Origin of the sequence: Nocardia niwae NBRC 108934 = DSM 45340 (genome assembly GCF_001613465.1) — a bacterium.
In the GTDB taxonomy this organism is placed as follows: domain Bacteria; phylum Actinomycetota; class Actinomycetes; order Mycobacteriales; family Mycobacteriaceae; genus Nocardia; species Nocardia niwae.
In genome coordinates, this window is record NZ_BDCK01000023.1 from 33,184 (window position 1) to 54,771 (window position 21,588).

The 21,588-nt window shown below is 67.5% G+C and carries 20 protein-coding genes; 14 read left to right on the forward strand and 6 right to left on the reverse strand.

The window, feature by feature from the left end; translation table 11 throughout:
- Nucleotides 1-474: 474 nt before the first annotated feature.
- Nucleotides 475-1,764 carry a lipase family protein gene (locus NNI01S_RS15105; RefSeq protein WP_157114806.1) on the reverse strand — a complete coding sequence of 430 codons (1,290 nt, stop codon included), beginning with the start codon at nucleotides 1,762-1,764 and terminating at the stop codon, nucleotides 475-477.
- Between the two features lie 202 nt (nucleotides 1,765-1,966).
- Between NNI01S_RS15105 and NNI01S_RS15110 the strand changes: the two genes are divergently transcribed.
- The 3 genes from NNI01S_RS15110 to NNI01S_RS15120 all read left to right on the forward strand — a co-directional run bounded on the left by NNI01S_RS15110 (nucleotide 1,967) and on the right by NNI01S_RS15120 (nucleotide 3,684).
- A complete protein-coding gene (locus NNI01S_RS15110; RefSeq protein ID WP_245676151.1) occupies nucleotides 1,967-2,506 on the forward strand; it encodes a TetR/AcrR family transcriptional regulator in 540 nt (179 codons plus the stop codon).
- 114 nt (nucleotides 2,507-2,620) lie between these two features.
- Complete coding sequence (locus NNI01S_RS15115) at nucleotides 2,621-3,277, forward strand: SRPBCC family protein (RefSeq protein WP_063020740.1); 657 nt, start codon at nucleotides 2,621-2,623, stop codon at nucleotides 3,275-3,277.
- Nucleotides 3,277-3,684, forward strand: a complete 408-nt coding sequence (locus tag NNI01S_RS15120) for an ArsR/SmtB family transcription factor (protein ID WP_063020741.1) — start codon at nucleotides 3,277-3,279, stop codon at nucleotides 3,682-3,684. The genes NNI01S_RS15115 and NNI01S_RS15120 overlap by 1 nt, the downstream gene beginning before the upstream one ends.
- A 23-nt stretch (nucleotides 3,685-3,707) precedes the next feature.
- Here the strand turns inward: NNI01S_RS15120 and NNI01S_RS15125 are convergent, their stop codons facing one another.
- Nucleotides 3,708-4,967 (reverse strand): KasA/KasB family beta-ketoacyl-ACP synthase, encoded by a 1,260-nt coding sequence (locus NNI01S_RS15125; protein ID WP_063020742.1) that lies wholly within the window; start codon nucleotides 4,965-4,967, stop codon nucleotides 3,708-3,710.
- 106 nt (nucleotides 4,968-5,073) lie between these two features.
- Between NNI01S_RS15125 and NNI01S_RS15130 the strand changes: the two genes are divergently transcribed.
- Nucleotides 5,074-6,024 carry a GlxA family transcriptional regulator gene (locus NNI01S_RS15130; RefSeq protein ID WP_063020743.1) on the forward strand — a complete coding sequence of 317 codons (951 nt, stop codon included), beginning with the start codon at nucleotides 5,074-5,076 and terminating at the stop codon, nucleotides 6,022-6,024.
- On the opposite strand, the gene NNI01S_RS15135 is transcribed toward NNI01S_RS15130, so the two are convergent.
- Entirely contained in the window at nucleotides 6,008-6,733 is a 726-nt protein-coding gene (locus NNI01S_RS15135) for an HAD family hydrolase (RefSeq protein ID WP_063020744.1), read from the reverse strand. The genes NNI01S_RS15130 and NNI01S_RS15135 overlap by 17 nt on opposite strands.
- Nucleotides 6,730-8,064 (reverse strand): cation:proton antiporter, encoded by a 1,335-nt coding sequence (locus NNI01S_RS15140; protein WP_063020745.1) that lies wholly within the window; start codon nucleotides 8,062-8,064, stop codon nucleotides 6,730-6,732. Before NNI01S_RS15140 ends, NNI01S_RS15135 begins: the two co-directional genes overlap by 4 nt.
- Before the next feature lie 250 nt (nucleotides 8,065-8,314).
- Here NNI01S_RS15140 and NNI01S_RS15145 point away from each other — a divergent pair, with 250 nt between their 5' ends.
- The 10 genes from NNI01S_RS15145 (at nucleotide 8,315) to NNI01S_RS15190 (ending at nucleotide 19,211) form a co-directional block, all read left to right on the forward strand.
- Nucleotides 8,315-9,130 carry an SDR family oxidoreductase gene (locus NNI01S_RS15145; RefSeq protein ID WP_063020746.1) on the forward strand — a complete coding sequence of 272 codons (816 nt, stop codon included), beginning with the start codon at nucleotides 8,315-8,317 and terminating at the stop codon, nucleotides 9,128-9,130.
- A gap of 10 nt (nucleotides 9,131-9,140) precedes the next feature.
- The gene (locus tag NNI01S_RS15150) at nucleotides 9,141-10,319 is read left to right on the forward strand and encodes an acyl-CoA dehydrogenase family protein (RefSeq protein WP_063020747.1); all 1,179 of its coding nucleotides are present in this window, start codon (nucleotides 9,141-9,143) and stop codon (nucleotides 10,317-10,319) included.
- A 5-nt stretch (nucleotides 10,320-10,324) separates the two neighbouring features.
- On the forward strand, nucleotides 10,325-11,488 hold the full coding sequence (locus NNI01S_RS15155; protein WP_063020748.1) for an acyltransferase family protein: 1,164 nt from the start codon (nucleotides 10,325-10,327) through the stop codon (nucleotides 11,486-11,488).
- Nucleotides 11,489-11,860: 372 nt separating this feature from the next.
- Nucleotides 11,861-12,895 (forward strand): L-tyrosine/L-tryptophan isonitrile synthase family protein, encoded by a 1,035-nt coding sequence (locus tag NNI01S_RS15160; RefSeq protein WP_063020749.1) that lies wholly within the window; start codon nucleotides 11,861-11,863, stop codon nucleotides 12,893-12,895.
- Nucleotides 12,896-12,903: 8 nt separating this feature from the next.
- The gene (locus NNI01S_RS15165; RefSeq protein ID WP_063020750.1) at nucleotides 12,904-13,707 is read left to right on the forward strand and encodes a TauD/TfdA dioxygenase family protein; all 804 of its coding nucleotides are present in this window, start codon (nucleotides 12,904-12,906) and stop codon (nucleotides 13,705-13,707) included.
- A 28-nt stretch (nucleotides 13,708-13,735) separates the two neighbouring features.
- Nucleotides 13,736-15,532, forward strand: coding sequence for an NAD(P)/FAD-dependent oxidoreductase (locus tag NNI01S_RS15170; RefSeq protein ID WP_063020751.1), 1,797 nt, complete (start codon nucleotides 13,736-13,738; stop codon nucleotides 15,530-15,532).
- Between the two features lie 9 nt (nucleotides 15,533-15,541).
- Nucleotides 15,542-16,483, forward strand: coding sequence for a GlxA family transcriptional regulator (locus NNI01S_RS15175; RefSeq protein ID WP_063020752.1), 942 nt, complete (start codon nucleotides 15,542-15,544; stop codon nucleotides 16,481-16,483).
- Between the two features lie 196 nt (nucleotides 16,484-16,679).
- Nucleotides 16,680-18,359 (forward strand): S8 family peptidase, encoded by a 1,680-nt coding sequence (locus NNI01S_RS15180; protein WP_063020753.1) that lies wholly within the window; start codon nucleotides 16,680-16,682, stop codon nucleotides 18,357-18,359.
- A 4-nt stretch (nucleotides 18,360-18,363) separates the two neighbouring features.
- A complete protein-coding gene (locus tag NNI01S_RS15185) occupies nucleotides 18,364-18,771 on the forward strand; it encodes a PIN domain-containing protein (protein ID WP_063020754.1) in 408 nt (135 codons plus the stop codon).
- 89 nt (nucleotides 18,772-18,860) lie between these two features.
- Complete coding sequence (locus tag NNI01S_RS15190; RefSeq protein ID WP_063020755.1) at nucleotides 18,861-19,211, forward strand: hypothetical protein; 351 nt, start codon at nucleotides 18,861-18,863, stop codon at nucleotides 19,209-19,211.
- Nucleotides 19,212-19,280: 69 nt separating this feature from the next.
- Here NNI01S_RS15190 and NNI01S_RS15195 read toward each other — a convergent pair whose 3' ends face one another.
- Nucleotides 19,281-20,927: an MDR family MFS transporter gene (locus NNI01S_RS15195; protein WP_063020756.1), complete on the reverse strand. Its 1,647-nt coding sequence runs from the start codon at nucleotides 20,925-20,927 to the stop codon at nucleotides 19,281-19,283.
- Nucleotides 20,920-21,417 carry a MarR family winged helix-turn-helix transcriptional regulator gene (locus NNI01S_RS15200; RefSeq protein WP_063020757.1) on the reverse strand — a complete coding sequence of 166 codons (498 nt, stop codon included), beginning with the start codon at nucleotides 21,415-21,417 and terminating at the stop codon, nucleotides 20,920-20,922. Before NNI01S_RS15200 ends, NNI01S_RS15195 begins: the two co-directional genes overlap by 8 nt.
- Nucleotides 21,418-21,588: the final 171 nt, after the last annotated feature.

Consider the following 21,588-nt stretch of genomic DNA (forward strand, 5'->3'; position numbering starts at 1 on the left):
TCGACCGCATGACCGATGTTTCGGCAGCGAGGGATCGACCTCCTGTCGTCCGGCAGGCGGCGCTGCCACGTCGAGGGGGAGTGGATCCGGGCCGGATCTCCGAGTATCACCGCTGTGCGCACCTGAGCGGCTCAGGCCGGTGGGGATGAGCCAACTCCGACATTCGAACCTTTCTGTACCGAAATCGACCTAGCTGACGAACGGCGGAACAGGCAAAGCAGCCAACTCACCGCGAATCACCCGCCGACTTGGTCGGCGGGTATTGCAAACGATTGCGGGTGAAGCATCCTGCCGGCCTCGGGGTCTGTGCATTCCGGGCAGGCAAGTCGGCCGCGGCTCGGTCGTGGGACCGAACCGCGGCCGACCACTGTGCGAGGAGATCACGGCGCTATGGGCAGAACCCCTGCGCGAAGCGCTGCGCCGAGACTCCAATCGAGATACCGACGGTATCCGACCGCTCGGTGTTTCCGCAAATCAGGGCAGTGCCCCGCAGTTGGACGGGGCGGGCTGATCGGCGAGCCGCTCGGTCATCCACTGCTGGGAGGCCACCAGCGACGGGAAGAACGCCAGCACGTGGGTGGCCCGCAAGCCGGCGATGACGCTGGGCAGCTCGCCGTTCGCATTCAGTTGAACCGGCGCGCCACCGCCGCACCATCCGGCAGCCAGTTCGCGGACGGGGACGTACGGCGCACCCTCATCGATCGGGCTCGAGGCGATGAGGACGGGCACGCGCGGAGTGAGCGTGCCGACGCGCTGATCGTTGAACGCCGCCTTCAGGATCGGAGACTGATCGATCACCGCGGTGAGCGGTTGCCCGCTGGTGGTCCACTGCGAGGTGTTCGGGAACTGCTGGGCCAGTCCGACCGGTACGGCGCACTTGTCCAGCGACTCCCGCAGGATCGCCTTGCCGGTGTCGTTGAGTTCGGCGTCGAGCACCGCCCGGGTCTCGGGATAGTTCGCGGCGACGCCGTTGAGGATCCATGCGAAGGCGGGTCCGAGTGCGGCCCGGCCGTCGTTGAATCCGATGAAGTATTCGTCGTCCACGACCGGTCCGCCGGCGTAGGCGCCACGCACGTTCAACTCGGGGGCGTAGCTCGGCTGCAGTTCCGCCGCGCCGGCGGAAGCCATGCCGCCCTGCGAGTATCCGTACAGGATGACGGGCGAGCCGGGATGAAGACTGGTACCCGGCAATTGCAGCGCCGCACGCGCGGAATCGAGCAGCGCGTACGCCTGAGCTTTCCGGTTGAGATAGTCGTGCACCGCCGGTGTGCCCAGACCGTGGTAATCGGTCACCATCACCGCCATGCCGCGGGCCAGCAGGGTGTAGAGAGCCAGCACGTCGTATTCGACGATTACGTCGAACGGAGGCTGGTATTGGATGAACTGCGCGAGCAGTTTCGAGGGCGCGCACTGATCGCCTTGCCCCTTCGTGCCGACCGCGTAGGCGATCAGCGGGCGTTCACCCGGACCGGTCCAGGGCTGAGCCGGCTCCAGATAGGTCCCCACCACCGCCGCTCGCTCGCCGTGGGTATCACTGCTGACGTACATGATCCGCGTCGACGTCGCGGGGATCTGCCCCGGCTGTCCGGGTGCCGAAATCGCCAGACGAGACGCTTCGGTGCGGATGATGGAGCCCGGCGCGCCCGCCGGTGCCGCGGGCGGGATGTAGAAATCGTCGCCGGCCACGGCTTCCGCGGCCGGTTCCGTCCATGCGTGCGGGGCGGCGATCGCCCCGCCCCCGACCACGAGGAGGGTTCCAGTCAAGGCTGTGGCAAATCTGAGTATTCGGCTCCTCACGATGCGATCCTTCCTGCGATTGGGATACCCAGGGCATCTAGAATCGGATACTGAGAGTATCTGTAAGGGGTAGAGATTGTCCGGGAATAGCGATGAGTGTCGGCCGCTTCGGGGGACAGGGCGTTCGCGGCCGACACGAGCGCAAAGTCGAGCGCGGACGCGCACCGTATTGATCGCGACCGCCAAGCGGCTTTTTCTGGCGGAGGGCTATCAGGCGACGACCCTGGATCAGGTCGCGAAAGCAGCCGGTTTCACCAAAGGGGCGGTGTATTCGAACTTCCGCACCAAAGACGAGTTGTGTCTGGCCGTGCTCGACGAAATCCACGGGGAACGGGCGGCGGAGGTCGCCGCGATCATCGCCGCGCCTACGCCCGCCGAGCGATTGGAGCGGATGACGGAATGGGCCGAACGGGTGGTCGGTGATCCCGATTGGACGCAGTTGGAATTGGAGTTCAGCGTCCAGGCGCGGCGGGATGAGCATCTTCGCGCCGAACTCGCGACCCGCCTCGGCAATATCGCGGGCATGGTCGGCGCGGCGTTGAAGGCGACCGGCGATCTCGATGCCCCGATGCCGCAAGCGGAAGCGGCCGTCGCGGTGCTGGCGCTCGGCGTCGGGCTGGGCCTGTTCCGATCGATCGACCCCGGCATCCCGGTCGCGGGCATGATCTCCGCGCTGCGCGCTATCGCGGGAGTCCCCGCGAACGGCTGATCCGCCCGGCGAGTCGCGGCGTCGGGCCGCGCGACAGGGGTCGGGGCGCTGTCGGGTGGTTGCGCACTCGCGTCCGGGCGCTAATATAAGTGAAAACTTATCAAGGAGGTTGTCATGCCGCTGCTGTCCGATCCCGCCGCCGTCGCCGGGCTGGTCACCCGCGAAGTCCGCACCGGATCGCGCGACGGCACGCCGACCCGGATCGCCGTCGCCCGCCGCCGCTACCCGACCGATCAGGCGGATCTGTGGGACGCGCTCACCGATATCGAGCGGATCCCGCGCTGGTTCCTGCCCGTCAGCGGGGACCTACGGGTCGGCGGCCGCTATCAGCTCGAGGGCAACGCCAATGGGGTCGTCGAAGAGTGCGATGCGCCGGAACGATTCGCCGTGACGTGGGAGATGGGCCCGCAGATCTCCTGGGTGACGGTCGCTCTCACGCCGACCGAGGACGGCACCGAGCTGGAGTTGCGGCATGAGGCTCCGGTCGCTCCGGAGTTCTGGGAGCAGTACGGACCCGGCGCGGTCGGCGTCGGGTGGGATCTCGCCTTGATGGGCCTCGGGCTGCATCTTTCGAGCGGAGCTGCGGTGGACTCGGCCGAGGGCCTTGCCTTCCCGACGACGCCCGAGGGGGTGGCGTTCGTCCGAACAGCGGCGCTGGACTGGGCGAAGGCTGCCGTCGGCGACGGTGACGACCCCGCCGCGGCGAATTCGGCGGCGCTGCGGACTGTCGACTTCTACACGGTCGTTCCCGAGGACGGCTCCGAGTCCTGATGGATCGGGCACCCGCGCAGATCTTCGAGGCGCTCGGCGACCCGGTTCGCCGGTTCATCCTCGAATTGGTGGCGACCGAGGAACAGTCCGCGGGCGCAGTGGTCGCCGCCGTGCGGCAGCACGTGCCGATTTCGCAGCCCGGCGTCTCCCAGCACCTCAAGGTGCTCCGCGACGCCGGGCTGGTGCTCGTCCGCGCCGAGGGCACTCGACGGTGGTACGCCCTCGACCCCACGGGCGTCGACGTCGCCCGCGCCTGGCTGACCGAGCTGGCGGACCCGTTGCACCGGTTCGCGCAACCGCTCGATGCGCTCGCGACGGAAATCGCGCGCGGAAAGCGCGCCCGCCGAAGCGCCGGGAGCGACCGAACCGGCGAGGAGGATTCCGGCCGGCGAACCCGTCATGCGTGACCCCCTCGCTGGGGGCGCTCCGATCAGCAGCGGCCGAACACGACCGCCGCGTTGTGGCCGCCGAAACCGTACGAGTTGTTCAGCGCGTACTCGATGTCCTGGGTGCGCGCGCTGCCGTGGACGATGTCGAGCTCGATCTCCGGGTCCTGATTGTCGAGATTCAGCGTGGGCGGCACCACCCCGTCCCGGATGCTGAGCACAGTCAAGGCGGCTTCGACCGCGCCGACCGCGCCGACCGAGTGCCCCAGCGCGGATTTGGGCGCGTAGACCGAGGCGTGATCGCCCACCGCCGCGCGGATCCCTTTGGCTTCCGCCAGATCGCCGAACGGGGTGGCCGTGGCATGGGCGTTGACGTGGTCGATGTCGGTGGGGCTCACGCCCGCCGTCTCGATCGCGCGGCGCATCGCCCGGATATTGCCGGCGCCCTCCGGATGTGGCAAGACCATGTGGTAACCGTCGGCGGTCAGGCCCGCGCCCATCAGGCGCGCCAGAGGCTTGGCCCCCCGCGCCCGCGCGTGGTCTTCGGACTCCAGCACGAACAGCGCGGCGGCCTCGCCGAAGACGAAACCGTCGCGATCCCGGTCGAACGGGCGGGAGGCGCGCTCGGGCTCGTCGATCCGCGTGCTCAACGCGCGCATCATCGAGAACCCGGCCACGGCCAGCGGATTGATCCGGCCCTCCACACCGCCCGCGACGATGATGTCGGCCTCTCCCAGGATGATCGAACGCCACGCGTGCACCAGCGCCTCACAACCCGAAGCGCAGGCGGAGACCGGGGTGATCACGCTGGCTCGCGCGCCGAGTTCCAACCCGACCACCGCGGCGGCGCCGTTGGGCATGGCCATGGGCACCGCGAACGGGGAGACCTTGCGGTAGCCCGCGTTCTGCATCTGGTCGTTGGACTCGATGATGGTGTCGGCGCCGCCGAGGCCGGTGCCGATGCAGACCCCGAGCCGATCGAGATCGACCTCGGGACGGCCCGCGGTGTCCCAGATCCGGTTGCCCATGACATAGGCGATCTGCTGGACGTAGGACATGCGGCGCTTCTGCACGCGGCTGAGTTCGTCGGTCGGATCGAGCTTGAACTGGCCGCCGATATCCACGGGGACTTGGAAGCGCTCGAAGTCGGGGTCCTGCACCTTGGCGATCCCGGTCTCCCCGGCGAGCAGTCCTTTCCATGTCGCGTCGGTGTTCGCGCCGACAGCGGTCGACATCTCGACGGCGGTCACGACCACACCCCGGAACCCTCCGTTGCTGGTGGAGAAGTCCGTCAAATCGGACATCAAACCCCTTCTTTCGGCTTGTCGGCTCGGATGCTCAAGCGAGGCTATGTGTGCGCCGGAAGACCGGGGTAGTAGCCCGAGTGCCGATCACCGCTACGATCGGGCCATGCAATCGGATGGGGGCGCGCGCCGGGTCACCGTGGTCATCCCCGACGAAGTCGTCGTTCTGGATGCCGCGATCCCGATCGACGTGTTCGGTTCCGACCCGAACTACCGGCTGGAAGTGTGCGCGGTCTCGCCGACGGCGCCGACGTCGGTGCCGGGGTTGTCCTGTGTGGCGGTGGCCGGGCTGGAGGCGTTGCAGCACGCCGAGACGGTAGTGGTACCCGGGTACGCCTCTTACGCGACGCCGCCGCCGGAACCGGTGCTCCGCGCGCTCCGTGACGCGCATGGGCGAGGCGCGCGCATGCTGTCGATCTGTACCGGCGCGTTCGCTCTGGCCGCCGCGGGGTTGCTGTCCCACCGGCCCGCGACGACGCATTGGCGAGCCGCACCGCTGCTACAGAGCCGGTATCCCGACGTCGAGGTCCATGCCGATCGCCTGTTCGTCGACGACGGCGACGTGCTGACCTCCGCAGGCGTGACCAGCGGGATCGATCTGTGCCTGCACGTGGTGCGCAAGGACATCGGCGCGGCGGCCGCCAACGAGCGCGCCCGCGATCTGGTGGCCCCTCCGGTCCGCGAGGGCGGGCAGGCCCAGTACACCCGGCAATTCCCCAAGCAGACGTCCACGGGCGTGCTGTCGGGGACACGCGCGTGGATCCTCGCGAATCTCGACCGCAGGCATTCGCTCGAAGACCTCGCCAGGCGGTCGAATCTCTCGCGCCGCAGTTTCGTCCGCCGATTCCGGGAAGAGACCGGAACTTCCACGCACGTCTGGATCACCAGTGCCCGCCTGAACCAGGCGCGGGAACTGCTGGAGACGACCGAACTCCCCATCGATCAGATCGGCTACCGCGTCGGCCTCGGCAATCCGGCCAACACCCGGGCGGTGTTCAAGCGCCATCTCGGTGTCAGCCCGGGGCAGTATCGGCGCATGTTCACGATCCGCGACTGACGGGTGCCGTCCAGCCGGGCAGCCGCTGCGCCGGATAGCCGTGCAGCCGCGGATCGGCGTCGCCGACGACGACCGGGTGGCCGACCAGCTCGAACATCGCGACGTCGGAGTGGTGGTCGCCGAATGCCGCGCAGGACGACAGGTCGATGGCCGCCTCCTCGGCGTATCGGTGCAATGCCGCGGATTTGTCGGCGCCGACCATCGTCGCGAGGACCTCGCCGGTGTACTTACCGGCCGCCGTCGCCAAGCTCGTACACAACACCGAAGTCGCGCCGACGGCCTCGGCGATCGGGCACAGCGCCGGGGCGAACGAGCCGGACACCAGCACGATCCGGCTCCCGGCGCGGGACAACTCCGCCAGCCGCCGTCGCACCGCGATGTTGAAGAACGCCGGGTCAGCGGCGCGGGACGCGAACCATTCCCGGCCGACGTGCCCGAGGTCGGCGACGTCGCGGCCGCTCCAGTGCCGGTAGAACCACCGATGGGATTCCCCGCGGCTCATTCCGGCGGCGCGGAGCGCCCGGAATTCCTCGATCACGGCGTCGGCCTCGGCGCCGCGCCCACGTCGTCGCGCATCGAAGGAGAACAAGGACAAGAAGGTGACACTCCGGACCAACGTTTCGTCGACATCGACGAACGCGGCCGGGACGGAGCCGCTTTCGGCACCCCCGGTGCCGGTGATCTCCGGAGTGCCGCTCCGGTGCGTCATGGGGCTGTGGCCTCGGCCTGAACGGCGGAATCGGTGCGCCGCCCGTCTTCGCCCAGCGCCGGCGGTTTCTCACGGCGGTGTGGGGAATACGTGACGCCACAGAGTTTCAGCAGCGGAGCCGTCATCGCGGTGGTGATCAACGCCATCATGACCAGCAGCGAGTACAGCCGCTGGTCGATGACGCCGATCGTCAGCCCGATGTTCAGGATCACCAGCTCGGTCAAGCCGCGCGTGTTCATCAACGCGGCGAGGGCCGCGGCCTCCGTCCGGTCGGTGCGGCTCAGGCGAGCCGCCACGTAGGTGCCGCCGAGCTTGCCCACGAGGGCCGCGCCCATGATCGCGGCGAATTCCGCGATACTGGCGCGATCGAGTCCGCCGAGATCGACTTGCAGACCGGCCACCACGAAGAACGCGGGCAGGAAGATGCTGCTGAGCAGTTGGGCGCCACTGTCGACGGCGGCGCGCAGGCGCCGCGGGAAGACGACTCCGAACAGGAACGCGCCGAAGATCAGATGCAGTCCCAGCCATTCGGTCGCAGCTCCGAGCAGCAGAGCGCCGGCGACGCCGAGGAAGACCATGTTGCTCAGGTGCTTCTCGGAGCCGGAGCGCGCCAAGCGGTCGAGGGCCGGGCGCACCGCCCACCACAACACCACGACCAGCGGAACGAACAACAGTAACCGCCAATGGTGATCGAGGCCCGGCCGGGCGACGCCGATGACCACCGCCAGCACGCACCAGGCGAGGACGTCGTCCAGTGCCGCGCAGGTCATGGCCGACTGGCCCAGCCGGGTGCTGAGCAGCCCCCGGTCGTGCAGGATCCTGGCCAGCACCGGAAACGCGGTGACGGCCAGCGCACAACCGAGGAACAGCGCGAAGTTCAGCCGGTTGCCGCCGTCGTGCCGGGCCAGCGCCCAGAGCGCGATGACGGAACCGAGCGCGAACGGCGTGAGATAGGCCGACAGCGCGATCGCCGTGACCGACCGCCGCCGACCGGCGACCGACCGGAGATCCATCTCGAGTCCGGCCGAGAACATGAAGATCATCACGCCGACGTTCGCGAATGCCGTGAGATACGAACGGATGTCGTGCGGGAAGATCGTCTCCGACAGGTGCGCGCCGAGCACCGTCGGACCCGCGAGCACGCCCGCCACGATCTCGCCGATCACCGCGGGCTGGCCGACTTTCTCGGTTAGCCAGCCGAGCAGACGCGCCGCGCCCACGATCAATACGAGATCAAGTAACAGAAAGATCATCTGGTTGCTCGGCAACGCCTCGACTCCGTTCGACATCGAGGCCATCGCGGGATCGGATTCGACACTGGCACGGGGCATCTCCGTATCGCACCGATCGCAGCGCGGAACCCCCGAAACATGGACTGTCTGCTCTGCGACGATATCTCACCCGGCCGACCGGCGAGAGTGGACAGTGATCCACGCCACGATCGGCGCCGTGGTCTTGCCCCCACTGGCGCAAAGGAGTCCATCTCTGACGCGGATCGTACTGGCTGGTCGCTCTTTCCAGCGAGAATACTTCCACCCATGGCTTGTGCCGGTCGGAGGGCGCAGCCGAGGGGAGTCGACGTTGTTCGAAGGTAAGACAGTACTCGTAACCGGTGCGGCAACCATCATCGGCGCTGAAGTAGCTCGTGTCTTCGCCGAGTATTCCGCGAATGTCGTACTGGGAGACATCGATACCGACGGCGGAGGGGAGGCGGCCGCGGCGATCGGCGATCGAGCCGTCTTCGTCCCCGTCGACCTGCGCAGCGATCAGTCGATCCGGTCGTTCGTCGAAGCCGCGATCGATCGGCACGGAAGGATCGACGCGCTGGTCAACATCGCGTGCGTCTACGGTGACGACGGGCCCGGCCGGGACGCGCGGGCCGAGTGGCTCGAGGTGCTGAACACCAACGTCGCCGGTACCGCGATGTTGTGTGCGCAGGCGCGCAGCGCCTTGCGGGAGACGTCCGGGGCCATCGTCACCTTCACTTCGCCCAGCGGACGCATCGCTCAGGCCGGGCGTCTTCGATACCCGGTCAGCAAGGCCGCGTTGCTGCAGCTGACCCGCAGTCTCGCTTTGGAATACGCGGCCGACGGGATCCGGGTGAACAGCGTCTCGCCGGGCTGGACCTGGTCGCGGGTGATGAACGAGATCACCGAAGGCGACCGGGCCCGCACCGACGCGGTCGCATCCCGGTTCCACATGCTGGGCCGGGCGGGCGACGCGCGCGAGATCGGCGAGGTGGCCGCCTTTCTCGCATCTTCCAAGGCGAGCTTCGTGACCGGCGCCGAGTGGACCGTGGACGGCGGTTACTCGGCCCTCGGGCCCGAACAGACCACCTCGGCGATCGAGCTTCTGCTGCGCGAGCGGCCGCCATCGCACGCAACCACTCTGGCTTAGGAGTTCGGACATGACTGCAGCAACAATTTCGGCGACCTCCCTGCTGACGGCGGTGCGTTCGCTGACCCCCGACCTGGCGGCGCGCCGCAGCGAGATCGATGCCGAGCGCAAACTGCCGGTGGACATCGTCGAGCGCCTTCGCGAGATCGGCGTCTACCGAATGTGTTTCAGCGCCGAGATCGGCGGCCCCGGCTTGACTTCGCTCGAGCAACTGGAAATCGTCGAGGCGCTGTCCTACGGCGACACCGCCACCGGTTGGTGCGCCATGATCGGCGCCGCCACCGGCATCTACGCCGGATATCTCGATGAGCGTGCCGTCGCGGAGTTGATGCCCACACAGGATCTGATCACCGCGGGACTGATCTTCCCGGCCGGTCGCGCCGAACGGGTGGCCGGCGGCTACCGGTTGACGGGACGGTGGAAGTTCGGCAGCGCGATCACGCACGCGGACCTGGTCATCGGCGGCGCTTTCGTGACCTCGGGCGGCCGCATGGAGGAGACCACGGAAGGCGGGCCGCTCGTCCGGCTCTTCTTCATGCGCCGCGATCAGGTCGCGGTGTTCGACACCTGGGACACCACCGGCCTGCGCGGCAGCGGCAGCAACGATTACGCGGTCGAGGATCTGTTCGTCCCCGACCACCATTCCTTCGCGTTCAGCGAACGCAAGAGCTGTCGCGGGAGGTTGTCCGAGCCGGAGGCGCTGGCCCGGATCATGCCGGGTGTGCCCCTGGGCACGGCCCGTGCGGCGCTGGACTACGTGCGCGGCATCGCGGACGGGAAGATCGTGAGCGCGACCGGACAGAAGTGGGCCGACAACTACCGTGCCCAGTACCTGCTCGGAGAGTGCGAGATGGAGTACATCGTCGCGCGTGGCGCCGTTGTCAACACGGTGGCGGAGTTGTGGGACGCGTTGGAGGGCAAGCGTTTCGCGGATCTGCCCACCGACCTGCGGATCGCGACCGCGCTGGCCAGGACGAACGCCTTCCGCGCCGCGCAGCGGATCGTCACCCGGCTGTGCGAGCTCGTCGGCACCGAGGCGATCTACCGGCCGAATCCGCTCGACATCTGGTTGCGCGACACGAACACCATGGCGCGGCACATCATCGCACACGACCAGGTGATCCAGTCCACCGGCGCCTTCGTGCTCGGCGGCAGGCCGGAGTTCCCCTTCGTCGTGGGTCTGGGTTGATCGCGATGGAAGTAGACAATCGCAAGCGGCTGCCGTCGTTGACCGGACTGCGGTTCTTCGCGGCATTCTCGGTCTTCATCTTCCATGTGATGCTGCCCAACTCGCCGATACCGCCCTACAAGCCGGTGAATCTCTTTGCCGACCCGGATCTCGCGTACAACGCGGCGTGGGTCGTCGGCAAAGCCGGGTTCCTCGGGGTCTCGTTCTTCTTCATCCTGAGCGGCTTCGTGCTGACCTGGTCGTGGAAACCGGGATCGAGCAAGCTGCAGTTCATCCGGCGGCGCGTGGTCAAGATATTCCCCAACCACCTGACGCTGTGGGTGACGTCGATGGTGCTGTTCGCGGCGGCGATCACGCCGTGGAAGGCATGGCTGCCGAATCTTTTCCTGCTGCACGCCTGGTTTCCGCAGAACTACATCAATGCGGGGGTCAACACGCCGTCGTGGACACTGTCCTGTGAGTTGCTCTTCTACGTTCTGTTTCCGTTCCTGATCCCACTGGTGCTGCGTATCGACGGAAAATATCTGTGGTACGGAGCCGCGGCGATGGTGGCCGGCATGGGCGTGATCGTACTGCTGACCGTATTCGTCATCCCGGGTTCCGAGAAATCTGAACTCACGCCCATACCCGTGCTGCAGCTATGGTTCGGATATCTCTTTCCGCCGACGCGTCTCTTCGAATTCTTTCTCGGTGTTTTCATGGCGAGAATAGTGGCGGAGGGCCGGTGGATACGGATTCCGTTGTGGGCGGCCGTGGCCGCGGTCGGAGCGGGATACGCGGTTGCGACGTACACGCCGTTCTACATCGGCTTCATCCTGGCAACCGCTGTTCCGCTCGCGCTGCTGATCGCGTCGGCGGCGCAGTCGGACCTCGACGGCACCTCGAAATTCTTGTCCAGCCGGCTCTGCGTGCGGCTCGGCGAGATCTCGTTCGCCTTCTATATCTGTCAAGGCGTAACGCTGTTCTACGTCCGTCGGTTGATGAACGCCGCCACGTTCAGTGCTCCCGTCGCGGTGCTGTTGATCGTCGGCCTGTTCTGTCTCAATATTCTCGCCGCATGGTTGTTGTTCACCTTCGTCGAATCTCCGGCGATGCGCCGCTTTGCCCGGCCGAAACGACCTGCGGTCGCCGGAGAAAGGATGGCCGGCCAGACGCTCCCGAGTAAGTGATCGACGGAGATCGAAATTCCTGTTCGGAGGTCCGTGGCGTCGCCACGGACCTCCGAATTCATTTGTATCCCCATGCCTGGCAATGTGGTTGCTCTGCCGTCCGGGCAGCGGTATCCTGGTGGTGTTATAAACCACAGTTTCGGTTATAAAACGTGGGGGGTGTTTCCTCGAATGGGCCACGTGATTCAGATTCGGCTGTGAGCATCGGGGCTCGCCGATCCCGGATATCGGATGGAATCCGGCGCCTGAATCCGTATCCCACTACGACGTTCTGATCGCAGGCAGCTACCGACGGCTCGGTCCGCGCTGATAGCGGAATTGTAGCCGTGCGGTCCGGTTGCGTGCGCTCGTTTGTGTGTCCGGAAGGTAGTAATGAGTACGACTGTCGACAACGGCTCCGAGCGCGTCCAGGAGCTCGGACGACCACGACTGCACCACAGACCCGGCGACGACGTCGGATCCGTTGCCACACAGATACTTCGCATAGTCTTCGCGCGCCGGCGCAGTGCCGAATCGAAGTCCCTGTGCGACCTGGCCCCCTGTGCGGACTGCTACGCACCGCACCTGAGCAAGGTGATCCGATACCTCGAGGCCGGCGTGCCGGTCCACTTCATCATTCCCGCGTTCCCGGCGAAGTCGCGTAATCGCCGGAAGACGCTGGGGCGCTTGCCCGATATGGCGGAGACGCTCGCGATCGAGTCCTTGCAAGGGTTCTCCGACCAGATCTCGGCCGTCTACCGGCCGGGCGCGATCGTCACGATCTGTTCCGACGGCCACGTCTTCAGCGACGCGTTGGGCATCCCGGACGGTCACGTGGACGACTACGGCGACGAGCTGCGCCGCATCATCCGGTCGACCGGCGGGGGATCCATCGGTCTGTACGGCCTGCGCGACGCCATGCCGGAGATGAGCTGGGACGAACGTAGGCCGCGGCTGCTGAAGGAGTACTCCGACGGCATCGACGTGCTGCGCGAGGCGGTCCGGACCGATCCCGCGGCCCGGCGGATGTTCAACGGGATCCATCGCTTCATGGTCGAGGACAATGCCGCGCTGCTGCCCGAGTTGTCCGCCACGCAGCGGCGGAACCGATCGAAGGAGACGGCTTACGAAGTGGTGCAGCGCAGTCAAGCGTGGAGCCGTCTGATGGCGGAGATCTTCCCGGATGCGGTGCGGCTTTCGATCCATCCGCAGACCAACCACTCCGAGAAGATCGGATTCCATCTGCTGCGCACCCAGGACAGCTGGCTGACGCCGTGGCACGGCGTGGTGCTGGACGACGGATCGAACTACACGCTGGTCAAGCGGATGCAGGCCGAGGAACTGGGTGCCCGCGTGGTGTGGCGCAACAGCCGTCCCAGTCATTTCGTCCTCGGCCGCACGCCGGAGACCGAAACACAGCGAGGGTGAGGAAACCCATGACGAAAAGCTTGAACGAGGTTCTGCTGGACAGCGAGCCGCTGCGGCCGTTCGGCCGGCTGGTGGCGTCCGATGCGGCGGGGCGCACCCTCGCCGACGTGCCGATCGAGGAGTTGCTCGGGCTGACGCTCCAGGAAAAAGTGGTGGTGCTGCGCGGGTTCGGGTTGCTCGGCAAGCCGGAACTCGAGAATTACTGCCGTGCGGCAGGAGAGATCCTGCAGTGGAACTTCGGTTCGATTCTGGATCTGGTGGTCCGCGATACGGCCGAGAACTACCTGTTCGACAAAGGCGACGTGCCGTTCCACTGGGATGGTGCGTTCGCCGAGAAGGTGCCGCGGTTCTTCCTCTTCCAGTGCGTGCGCGGAGAGGGCGCGGGCGGCGAGACGGTGTTCTGTGACAGTGTCCAGGCCTATCGGGAGGCGCCGGAAGACCTGAGACAGCTGTGGTCCCGGACCACGATCACCTACCGGACCGACAAGCTGGCGCACTATGGCGGCCTGGCCGAATGGCCCCTGCTCGGTGCCCACCCGGCGACCGGTGAGACGACGATCAGATACGCCGAACCACTGGATCCCGCCCGCTACGCCAATCCGTTGTTCCTGACGGTGGACGGCATCTCGGCCGAGGACGGCGTCCGCGTCCTGGAGGACCTGCGCGAGCGGCTGCACGACGCTCGTTACTGCTACGCCCACGAGTGGCGGACCGGCGACATCGTGGTGGCCGAGAACCACGCTCTGTTGCACGGCAGGAATGCGTTCACCGGATCGGTCTCCCGGCATCTGCAGCGCATTCAGATCATCTGAGCAATCGGGCCATCAGAGAGGAATGTCAATGGCTACTCCTATCAACAGACCTGCGGACGAGTACGACGTGGTGATCATGGGCGGAGGTCCCGCCGGGTCCACGCTCGCCGCGATGCTCTGCCGCGACACGGATCTGCGTGTGGCGATCTTCGATCGCGAGGTGTTCCCGCGCGAGCACATCGGTGAATCCGGGGCGCACCCCCTCGTTCCCGTACTCCAGGCCAGCGGCGCACTGGAGAAGGTGCTCGCGAGCGAGTGCTGGATCCAGAAATTCGGCGGAATCTACCAGTGGGACACCGACCGGCCTTTCGTCGGCTTCTTCGAGCACTCGGACTATCTGACCGACGGCGTGTACCGGTGGTCGGTGCACGTCAATCGCGCCGAATTCGACACCGTGCTGCTCGAGCACGCCGAGGCCTGCGGCGCCGACGTCTTCCAGGGCGTGCGGGTGGTGTCGTTCCTGCCCGGTGACGACCAGGCCACGGTGGTGCTCGAAGACGGAACCGAGGTCACCGCAGGCTATTTCGTCGACGCGTCCGGCCGGGCGAATCAGGTTGCCGCCCGCGGTTCGCAGCGTGACAAGCAGTGGCTGTCGGATTACCGCAACGTGGCCGTCTGGTCGCACTACCGCAACTGCGTGCCCGCACAGCGGGCGGCGGGCGACTGGAACGTCTTCCGCGCTGACGACTTGTCACCGATCTATGCGGTGGCCTTCGAACACGGCTGGGTGTGGTATATCCCGACGCCTCGGTTGGTCGACGGCAGGCGGGAAACCGTGTGGTCCATCGGCATCGTGACCAACCCGGAGTCTATCGCCCGCGTGGATCTGCGTGATCCGGACATCTTCCTGAAGACGATCAAGTCGATTCCGGTGTTGCAGGACCTGGTGGCGAACGCGGAGCCGATTCGTGCCGAGATGCTGACGGCCACCAACTATTCCCGGGTGAGCGAGTGCTTCGGCTCGTACGCGGATCGCTGGATGGCGGTCGGGGACGCGTCGTACTTCGTCGATCCGCTGTTCTCCTCGGGGATGTCCTTCGCCGTCACGCAAGCGTGGGCGGCCGCGCTGGTCCTGCGCAAGACGTTCGACAAGGACCTGGACGAGCAATCGAAGGAAGATCTCTGGCGCGATTACGACGTCGAGTGGCGCGGGATGGCGGAGACGTGGGCACTGAGCATCGACCAGTGGTATCACGAGATCTCGCGCTCGCATCCGGACAGTCCCTACTGGAGCGCGGAAGGCAGGCGGGTGGAGGTCGACAACGCCACCGAAGGGACGTTCCAGGCGTTGCTGAACACCGCGCTGGTGCCCGACCTGCTGAACATCATGACCAAGGGCACCCGCGATCCGCGTGACCTGGCCACCGAGGGGCCCTACCTGCGGGCCTTCACCGCCGCCGACGCGGTCGAGCTGGCCGGGAGCGATATCGTGGCGCTGTCGGCGGACGCGCGCATTCGCACGGGCGTGGCGGCGGACATTCCGGGTTTCAAAGGGATGTCGCCGCCGTTCGAGATCCCGCAGGCGGCTCGCGACGGACTGGCCATGTACTGGCGCGACCCCATCGCGAACAGCGACGCGGCGCCGTCGCCGCTCGCCGATGCCATTGCCTGCCATCGCATCTACTCCGTGGCCGACCCGAGCGTCGAGGTGCGGTGCCTGGAGCGAGATGGGGGCGAGGAGCTGTGGGAAACGCTGAACCGTGGCCCCGCCCGCTGGTCGGAGCTGGCGCCACGGTTGACGGTGTTGCAGGGGCGAGCGCTGAAGCGCTTGATTCGCGCCGGATTGGTGGTGGCCGGGCCGGAAGCCGAACAGCGGGTCGGCTAGGTCCGGGACATGAGGTCATTGGCTGTTCTGGCCGTCGACGACGTGATTCCGTTCGATCTCGCGGTTCCGCTGGAAATCTTCGGCCGGACCAAGCAGGAGGACGGAACCGCGGCGTACGAGGTTCAGGTCTGCGGGGTGAACTCCGACGTTCCGTCGAAGTTCTTCGGGCTCTCATGTCTCGGCGACCTCGAATATCTCGAGGAGAAGGCCGAAACCATCATCGTTCCGGGAGCGATGAGTTACCGGTCGCGGCCATCGGATCGACTGCGTGAGGCGTTGGTGCGGGCCCACGAACGTGGCGCGCGGGTGGCATCGATCTGTCTGGGGGCGTTCACTCTCGCCGCGGTCGGGTTGCTCGACGGAAGGCGGGCGACAACGCATTGGATGGCCGCCACCGAACTGTCGCGAAGCTATCCGCGGGTTCGCGTCGATCCCACGGTCCTGTATGTGGACAACGGGGGCATCCTCACCTCGGCCGGCGCTGCGGCAGGGCTGGATCTGTGCCTCCACATGGTGCGTAAGGACTATGGGACCGCCGTGGCGGCGGATACCGCCCGGCTCTCGGTGATGCCACTGACCCGTGACGGGGGGCAGGCGCAGTTCATCGCGGAACGTCCGCGATCGGAGGCGGACAGCAAATCCATCAATCCCACATTGGAGTGGGCGGAAACGATGCTCGGTGAGAAGATCACCGTGCTGGATCTCGCGGATCGAGCCGGAGTCAGCAAGCGCACGCTGATCCGGCGCTTCCACGAGCAGGTCCGGATGACGCCGAACGAGTGGCTGCAGACCGTCCGGGTGCGCAAGGCCCAAGTGTTGCTGGAGACGACCATTCTCACGATGGAATGCATCACCGATAGAACGGGGTTCGCCTCGGTGGCCGCATTCCGGAAAGTCTTTCGCAAGACCGTGGGGGTGACGCCTCAGGCGTACCGGCGTGCCTTCCGCTGACCGGTAGCGCGGCCCTGTCCGCGCTGGTGGCCGTTCTAGCCGGGGATTCGGGACGAGAATCCGAATCCCCGGCGAGAACACCCGGCCGCTGGTCGCTTTCGAAGACGCGCCCGGCGGCCGTAGTGGCAGGGATGTTTTCGCGGATGCCGGAAGGTGGTTCATAGTTGGTGCTCGGGTCCCCACGGCGAAGGAGATCATGGTGCCAACCGCGAATTTCGGTACGAAGGACGATCCCGGCTTCGAGTTGCAGCAGAGTCCCGATCTGATCGCGGTGCGCACGCACAGCGGCCGCGGGATCCGGCGGCAGTCGGGATCGGTGCGCACGCCGCTCAGCGGTGAACTCGACGACGCGACACTGGTGCAGGCCTACCCGGAGGCGGGGGTCGAGGTCTACCGGCTCCCCGCGGGTTCGCGATCGGTGGCCGAACGCAAGTCGTCGCTCGACGCCGCGCCGGAGGTGCGGTTCGCCGGGCATGTGCTGGTGGACCCTGCCACCGGGGAGCCGGTGCTGTATACGGAGAACATCTTCGTGAAGTTCGTCGACAGTCTCGATCACGAGCAGTGCCTCGCCATCCTGACCGCGGCGGATCTGACCGTGCGGCGGGCGGTTTCCTATGCGGCCAATGCCTATTTCGCGGCGGCGCCCGAGGGCACCGGCCAGCGGGTCTTCGACATCGCCGCCTCGCTGCTGGCGCGCGAGGACGTCGAGTACTGCCATCCGGAACTGATCCGGCACCGGGCCAGGAAGACGATCTTCCCCCAGCAGTGGCATCTGAAGAAGACCACCATCGGCGGCGTGGTGATCGACGCGCACGCGGCGGTGGAAGCCGCGCACGCGGTCACTCGAGGGGCCGGTGTGACGATCGCCGTCATCGACGACGGCGTCGACATCGACCATCCCGAATTCGCCGGCGCCGCCAAGATCGTCGCGCCCCGCGATGTCACGGCGAAGACCGGCGATCCGCGCCCCAAGGACACCTTCGGCACCGGCCCCGACAACGGCGACAACCACGGCACCGCGTGTGCCGGCGTCGCGTGCGCCAACGGCACGGCCGGGGCGTCGGGGGTGGCGCCGGAAGCGGCGCTGATGCCGATCCGGCTCGCCTCAGGGCTCGGTTCGCAGGCCGAGGCGGATGCCTTCCACTGGGCCACCGAGCACGGAGCCGACGTCATCTCGTGCAGCTGGGGCCCGGCCGACGGCAAGTGGTTCCAGCCCGACGATCCGGTGCACAACCGCGTCGTGGCGCTGCCCGCGAGCACCAGGCTGGCGATCGAACACGCCGTCACCACCGGACGCGGCGGCAAGGGCTGCGTGGTGTTGTTCGCGGCGGGCAACGGCAACGAATCCGTCGACAACGACGGCTACGCCGGTTTCGCGAAGGTGATCGCGGTCGCGGCGTGCAACGACACCGGCAAACGCAGCGTCTACAGCGATTTCGGCAAGGCAGTGTGGTGCGCGTTCCCCAGCAGTGACTTCGGGCACCGGCCCTTCGGTCATCCCGACGCCCTGACGCCCGGGATCTGGACGGTGGATCGGCACGGAGCCGGCGGCTACAACCCCGGCACGGTGGCGGCGGGTGACGCGGCGGGTGACTACACCAACGACTTCGGCGGCACCTCCAGCTCCTGCCCCGGCGCGGCCGGCGTGGTGGCCCTCATGCTGTCGGTGAACCCGGATCTGACCTGGGAAGCGGTGAAGAACCTGCTGCGAGGCGCGTGCGACAAGATCGACCCGCAGGGCGGCGCCTACGGGGCCGACGGGCACAGCGACCGTTACGGGTACGGCAGGCTGAACGCGCTCGCCGCCGTGCGGGCGGCCAGGGCCGCCGCTGCCGAGCCCGCGGCCGGTGCGGTGCTCACGGTGGGCGGAGACTGAGGCGGTGGCGGCGGGCGAGGTTCGGCTGATCGTGGTGGACGCCGCGAATGTCGTCGGTTCGCGGCCCGACGGGTGGTGGCGGGACCGCGCCGGCGCCGCCCGGCGGCTGCTCGAACGGATGGCCGGGCTGCGCGCGCGTCTGGCGGAACCGGCCGAAGTGGTCGTGGTGCTGGAGGGCGCGGCGAAGGCCGCGGTCGCCGCGGGGGATCCGGAGTCCGGCGGCGTGCGCGTGGTGCGCGCGGACGGGTCGGGGGACGACGCGATCGTTGCCCTGGTGGTCGCGGCGGGGGCGGAGCGTAGCAGGCGTCCGGTCACGGTGGTGACGGCCGACCGGGGACTGCGTGATCGCGTGGCGGCTGCGGGAGCGGAGACGGTGGGTCCGACCTGGCTTCTGGACCGCCTGGAGCCGTGAACGCCCGGGGCCGGGACCTCGGTATCGCCTTGATACACCTCCGGCGTTTCACCCATCTGTCCAGTCCGATTTGCGGCACTCTGAGCGGTATGACCGCCTCCGACGCCGTGGGGATGCCGTTGCTCTACCTGGTCGAGATCTCCGAGCCAGGCTACTTCAACCGGCCGTGGTGGAAGATCGCCAGCACCGGCGCGCCGAGTCAGGTCCGCGCCGCGCTCAGCGAACTGGCCGTCCGGGTCGAGCGCGACGTCCAGCGCGCCGGCGGCGCGGGCCGGTGCTGGTACCGCTACGACGTGCGGTGGCCCGACGGCGCGGTGCTCGAGTGTTTCCAGGGTGCGATTCGATCGGTGCTGATCCCCGGCGAGTTGCGCTGCCTGGCCGTCGCCCTGACCTCGGCGACGACCGTGGCTCTGCGCTCGGGGGAGCGTCCGCGGTACTGATCTCGTCGTCGCTCCCTCGGAACGGGCAGAGCCCCGAGACTTCTCGGGGCTCTGCGCGTGGGGGGTGGCTCAGTCGAGCAGAGCCGGTTGTTTGGCGCCGTCCGTTCGCCTTGTGCTCGCGGCCTCGGCCGGGACCGCCGCACCGGCGTCGGCCTGCATCGGGTCGAGGGCCGGATCGATGTCGATCGTGCGGCGCAACGGCCGGTTCGGCAGCAGCGCCGCCGCGATGAGCGCGACGACCGTCGCGGCCGCGGCGATGAGGAAGATCCGCCCGGTCGCGTCGCCGTACGCGGCGCGCACGATGGTCGCGATGGGCGCGGGCAGAGCGTCGAGATCCAGGTTGCTGCCGCCGGAGGATCTGGTCTGGATACCGAGCCTGGCGAACCCCTCCGCCGACAGTTCGCCCACCCGGGTGGCCAGCACCGAACCCAGCACCGAGACCCCGATCGCGCCGCCGAAGGTGCGGAAGAAGGCGACACTGCTCGACGCCGCGCCGATGTTGTGCACGCTCACGGTGTTCTGCACGGCCAAGACCAGGTTCTGCATCATCATGCCGACGCCGAAGCCGACGACCGTGATGTACCCGCCGACCAGCCACAGGCTCGTCGCGTGATCGATGGTCGACAGCAGCGCGAATCCGGCCACCAGCAGCGCCGCTCCGGCGACCACGAAACCCTTCCACTTGCCGCGCCGGGTGATCAGCTGGCCGGAGCCGACCGAGGCGATCAGCATGCCCGCGACCAGCGGGATGGTCAGTACGCCCGCCGCGGTCGGGGAGTAGCCGCGCGCGGTCTGGAAGTACTGGCCCAGGAAGGTGGTCGCGCCGAACATGCCGACGCCGACCGAGATGGAGGCGATGATCGCCAGGCCGGTGGTGCGTTCGGTGACGATCGGCAGCGGGATGATCGGCGACTTGGCCCGCGACTCCACCCACACGGTCGCGAGCAGCAGCAGCACACCGGAACCGACATAGATCGCCGATTCCCGCGACATCCACTCGTAGTAGCCGGCCTTCCCGGCGAACGACACCCAGATGAGCAGCACCGAGACGCCGCCGGTCAGCAGCGCGGCGCCGAGCCAGTCGATCGACACGCCCTCCTTGCGGTCGGTGGGCAGCCGCAGCGTCCGCTGCAGGAGCACCAGCGCGATGACGGCCAGCGGCACGCACACGAAGAAGCACCAGCGCCAGCCCAGCGGGCTGTCGACGATGACACCGCCGAGCACGGGGCCGCCGGACATCGAGACCGCCATGACGGCGCCCATGTATCCGGAGTAGCGCCCGCGCTCCCGCGGCGCGACGATGGAGCCGATGATCGCGACGACGAGCGCGGTCAAGCCGCCCATGCCGATGCCCTGGATGACGCGCGCGACCAGTAGCAACGGGACGTTGCCCGCGAAGCCCGCGATCACCGAGCCGGCGACGAAGATGACGATGGCCGACTGGACCAGCGCCTTCTTGTTGAACAGGTCGGCGAATTTGCCCCAGATCGGCGTGGAGGCCGCGTTCGCCAGCAGCGCCGAGGTGATGACCCACGCGTAGGCGGTCTGCGATCCCTGCAGGTCGCCGATGATGGTCGGCAGCGCGGTCGCGACGATCGTCGTGCTGAGCAACGCGGTGAACAAGGCCGCGAGCAGCCCGGTCATCGCTTCCAGTACTTCGCGGTGGGTCATCGCGTACGGGTCGCGTCGCGTCACCGACTCGACTGAACTAGACATCTACTTCCTGACTCTCTTTCGAAACCGGCTGGTGCGCGTGCACGGCGCTGCTCTGCGCGTGCGCGGTCAGTGCGTTGCGGAGCTTCTGCACGGCTGCGCAGGCTGCCTCGGCGTCGTCTTCGCTCCAGTCCGCGAGGACGTCCTGCAGGCCCCGCGCCCGTGAACCGCGAACGCGGTAGAGCAGATCGCGGCCCTCGTCCGTCACCCGGATGAGGGTGGCTCGCCCGTCGGTGGGATCGGCGTGCCTGCTGATGTAGCCCGCGCCGACGAGTTCGGTGACGTGCCTGCTCAGTGCGCTCGCGCTGATGCACAGGTCTACGGCGAGGTCTACCTGCCTGCACGGGCCTTTGGACTCGAGGGTGCCCAGCACCCCGATGCCACCCGGGAGCAGGTGGCCTTCCTCCGGGTGTGCGAGCGCGACACGGATCGCCCGGCCCATCAGATAGAGCTCTTTGATCAGGCTCTGAGCCGTATCGGGTGAGACTGCCATGTCCCCTCCACACGAGATAAGTTGCTTGCGCTATGCAACTATATAGTGATTGCTTGCGCTAAGCAAATAATGTTCGCCGGTCCGCTTTCGGCGTGCGAGCGCGTGACGGGGGAGGGTGCAGCAGATTCACAGCTATCGGATGGCGGCCCGCCGGACGACCACCGACCCCAG

Coding starts and splice junctions, on each gene's coding strand:
- NNI01S_RS15130 (WP_063020743.1), top strand. CDS start 5,074: ATGCAATCGGATGGGGGCGCGCGCCGGGTCACCGTGGTCATCCCCGAC.
- NNI01S_RS15120 (WP_063020741.1), top strand. CDS start 3,277: ATGGATCGGGCACCCGCGCAGATCTTCGAGGCGCTCGGCGACCCGGTT.
- NNI01S_RS15180 (WP_063020753.1), top strand. CDS start 16,680: ATGGTGCCAACCGCGAATTTCGGTACGAAGGACGATCCCGGCTTCGAG.
- NNI01S_RS15150 (WP_063020747.1), top strand. CDS start 9,141: ATGACTGCAGCAACAATTTCGGCGACCTCCCTGCTGACGGCGGTGCGT.
- NNI01S_RS15190 (WP_063020755.1), top strand. CDS start 18,861: ATGACCGCCTCCGACGCCGTGGGGATGCCGTTGCTCTACCTGGTCGAG.
- NNI01S_RS15140 (WP_063020745.1), bottom strand. CDS start 8,064: ATGCCCCGTGCCAGTGTCGAATCCGATCCCGCGATGGCCTCGATGTCG.
- NNI01S_RS15170 (WP_063020751.1), top strand. CDS start 13,736: ATGGCTACTCCTATCAACAGACCTGCGGACGAGTACGACGTGGTGATC.
- NNI01S_RS15165 (WP_063020750.1), top strand. CDS start 12,904: ATGACGAAAAGCTTGAACGAGGTTCTGCTGGACAGCGAGCCGCTGCGG.
- NNI01S_RS15195 (WP_063020756.1), bottom strand. CDS start 20,927: ATGTCTAGTTCAGTCGAGTCGGTGACGCGACGCGACCCGTACGCGATG.
- NNI01S_RS15160 (WP_063020749.1), top strand. CDS start 11,861: ATGAGTACGACTGTCGACAACGGCTCCGAGCGCGTCCAGGAGCTCGGA.
- NNI01S_RS15125 (WP_063020742.1), bottom strand. CDS start 4,967: ATGTCCGATTTGACGGACTTCTCCACCAGCAACGGAGGGTTCCGGGGT.
- NNI01S_RS15200 (WP_063020757.1), bottom strand. CDS start 21,417: ATGGCAGTCTCACCCGATACGGCTCAGAGCCTGATCAAAGAGCTCTAT.
- NNI01S_RS15115 (WP_063020740.1), top strand. CDS start 2,621: ATGCCGCTGCTGTCCGATCCCGCCGCCGTCGCCGGGCTGGTCACCCGC.
- NNI01S_RS15135 (WP_063020744.1), bottom strand. CDS start 6,733: ATGACGCACCGGAGCGGCACTCCGGAGATCACCGGCACCGGGGGTGCC.
- NNI01S_RS15175 (WP_063020752.1), top strand. CDS start 15,542: ATGAGGTCATTGGCTGTTCTGGCCGTCGACGACGTGATTCCGTTCGAT.
- NNI01S_RS15155 (WP_063020748.1), top strand. CDS start 10,325: ATGGAAGTAGACAATCGCAAGCGGCTGCCGTCGTTGACCGGACTGCGG.